Source organism: Candidatus Sodalis sp. SoCistrobi, from assembly GCF_900143145.1.
In the GTDB taxonomy this organism is placed as follows: Bacteria; Pseudomonadota; Gammaproteobacteria; order Enterobacterales; family Enterobacteriaceae; genus SoCistrobi.
In genome coordinates this window covers 1-2,357 of sequence record NZ_FRDB01000317.1, presented here as the reverse complement: position 1 = coordinate 2,357, position 2,357 = coordinate 1, and the positions used below count along the sequence as shown (strand labels likewise).

Here is a 2,357-nt window from a genome sequence, read left to right as displayed (position 1 = left end):
CTGCTCGCTGGCCTATCCATCTTGTTGAATACACTAAAATTATTATCGGAATATAGTCTGGAAGAACTTACTCATTTAGCGAGAGTTGCTCTTAAGCCTCCTCCCTGATGTGTAGATACCTATGCCCTAACGGCGTGGATGACATACTGACGCCCAAATTCATGACCTCGTTTTGGATCCTGGTGTGTTTCGGCGTCATAGGCCTGCCCCATACCGCGGTGCGCTGCATCTCCTATCGCGACAGCAAAGCGGTCCACCGCGGCATGATCCTCGGCACGGTGGTCATCGGGGTGCTGATGCTCGGCATGCACCTCGCCGGGGCTTTGGGACGCGCGGTATTGCCCGGACTGAACGTGCCCGATCTGGTGGTGCCCACCTTGATGGTGCAGCTGCTGCCGCCGCTGCTGGCGGGCATTTTTCTGGCGGCGCCGCTGGCGGCAATTATGTCGACGATTAACGCGCAATTATTGCAATCTTCCGCCACCATTATCAAAGACCTCTATTTGAGCCTGCAACCCCGGCAGGCGAGCAACGAACGCCGCCTGAAGCGCATCTCGAGTTTGGTCACCTTGATATTGGGCCTGCTGCTGTTGCTGGCCGCCTGGCGTCCGCCGGAAATGATTATCTGGCTAAACTTGCTGGCGTTCGGCGGCATGGAGGCGGTATTCCTTTGGCCGCTGGTGCTGGGGCTTTATTGGGAACGTGCCAACGCCGCCGGCGCCCTGAGCAGCATGATAATCGGCGGGGCAAGCTATGCCGCGTTGGCCGGTTTCCATCTGCAGCCGGGCGGCTTTCATCCGATCGTACTGGCGCTGGCGCTGAGCCTGCTGGCGTTTCTGGCGGGCAACCGCTTCGGGCGCCCCGCCGCCGCCGTTTAACCGTAATAACGAGAACCGCTATGCCTTGGATACAACTCAAAATCACCACCACCGGCCAACAGGCGGATACCCTAAGCGACGCGCTGACGGAAAGCGGTGCGGTGTCGGTGACTTTTCAAGATACTCACGATGTCCCCGTATATGAGCCTCTACCGGGCGAGACGCGCCTGTGGGGCGATACCGATGTCATCGGCCTGTATGACGCCGCAACCGATATGGCGACGGTTGTGGACGTGCTAAAGGCCCATCCGCTGCTGGGCGCCGATTTCAGTTACAAAATCGAGCAGCTGGAGGATAAAGACTGGGAGCGGGAATGGATGGACAATTTTCATCCCATGCGCTTCGGTGAACGGCTGTGGATTTGCCCCAGCTGGCGCCCGGTGCCGGACGCTCGATCCGGGCCTGGCTTTCGGTACCGGCACGCACCCGACCACCGCGCTGTGCCTGCAATGGCTTGACGGTCTCGATCTGCGCGGTAAGACGGTTATCGATTTCGGCTGTGGTTCCGGCATTCTGGCCATCGCCGCCTTGAAGTTGGGCGCTGCGCACGCTGTCGGTATCGATATCGACCCGCAGGCGATTCTGGCCAGCCGCGACAACGCCCAGCGTAACGGTGTAGCGGAGCGTTTGGCGCTGTATCTGCCGCAACAGCAGCCGCAAGACCTGCACGCCGACGTGGTAGTGGCGAACATCCTCGCCGGGCCGCTACGCGAGCTGGCGCCGCTTATCATTGATTTGCCGCGGCCGGGCGGCTATCTGGGTCTGTCGGGCATTCTGGCCAGCCAGGCCGAAAGCGTGGCGCAGGCCTATGCCACAGCCTTCGCCCTCGATCCGGTGGCCGAAAAAGACGAGTGGTGCCGGATTACCGGCACGCGACGCTAAAGAAGAACCGAACCGCGGCGCGAGAGTCATGCACTACGCTGAAGACGAACCGAACTGCGGCGCGGGTGTCATGCACCACGCTGAGGACGAACCGAACTGCGGCGCGGGTGTCATGCACCACGCTGAAGACGGATCGCACCGCGGCACGGATAGTGCGCGCGGCGACGGCACCCGCCTGATCCTCCGGCCCACCCTTACCGCATAGGTATCTACACATCAGGGAGGAGGCTTAAGAGCAACTCTCGCTAAATGAGTAAGTTCTTCCAGACTATATTCCGATAATAATTTTAGTGTATTCAACAAGATGGATAAGCCAGCGAGCAGAGCAGGAGCGCTCTCTCTGCGGCCTCGCTTTTGCTGTCGTCCTGACAAGCGACATATCAGCTGGCGGGCTGCCGCATTTTCTTCTCCTTCAGCGCGTTGCAGCCGCCATACCAGAACAGCAGCCATACTGGCTATTAACAACCTGCGTAGTACGGCTGGCGCGCTGCGCTGAAGCCATGTTTCTACGTCATGTCCGGCACCTTTCAGCAACTTAAAAAATGATTCAATATTCCAGCGCCAGTAATACCAACGAGCTACTTCCTCGCAGGTGAT

1 protein-coding gene and 3 pseudogenes are annotated in these 2,357 nt (G+C 59.2%); 2 read left to right on the top strand and 2 right to left on the bottom strand.

What is annotated here, in order from left to right:
• Positions 1-125: 125 nt before the first annotated feature.
• Positions 126-878, top strand: a pseudogene (gene panF, locus CINSTRO3249_RS15115) (sodium/pantothenate symporter); the annotation flags it as partial.
• A 20-nt stretch (positions 879-898) separates the two neighbouring features.
• A pseudogene (gene prmA / locus CINSTRO3249_RS15110) lies at positions 899-1,760 on the top strand (50S ribosomal protein L11 methyltransferase).
• Here prmA and CINSTRO3249_RS16915 read toward each other — a convergent pair.
• Both CINSTRO3249_RS16915 and CINSTRO3249_RS15105 read right to left on the bottom strand, forming a co-directional pair.
• Positions 1,741-1,977 carry a hypothetical protein gene (locus CINSTRO3249_RS16915; RefSeq protein ID WP_125933216.1) on the bottom strand — a complete coding sequence of 79 codons (237 nt, stop codon included), beginning with the start codon at positions 1,975-1,977 and terminating at the stop codon, positions 1,741-1,743. The pseudogene prmA and the gene CINSTRO3249_RS16915 sit on opposite strands and share 20 nt — an antisense overlap.
• Positions 1,977-2,357, bottom strand: a pseudogene (locus tag CINSTRO3249_RS15105) (transposase); the annotation flags it as partial. The pseudogene CINSTRO3249_RS15105 and the gene CINSTRO3249_RS16915, both read right to left, overlap by 1 nt.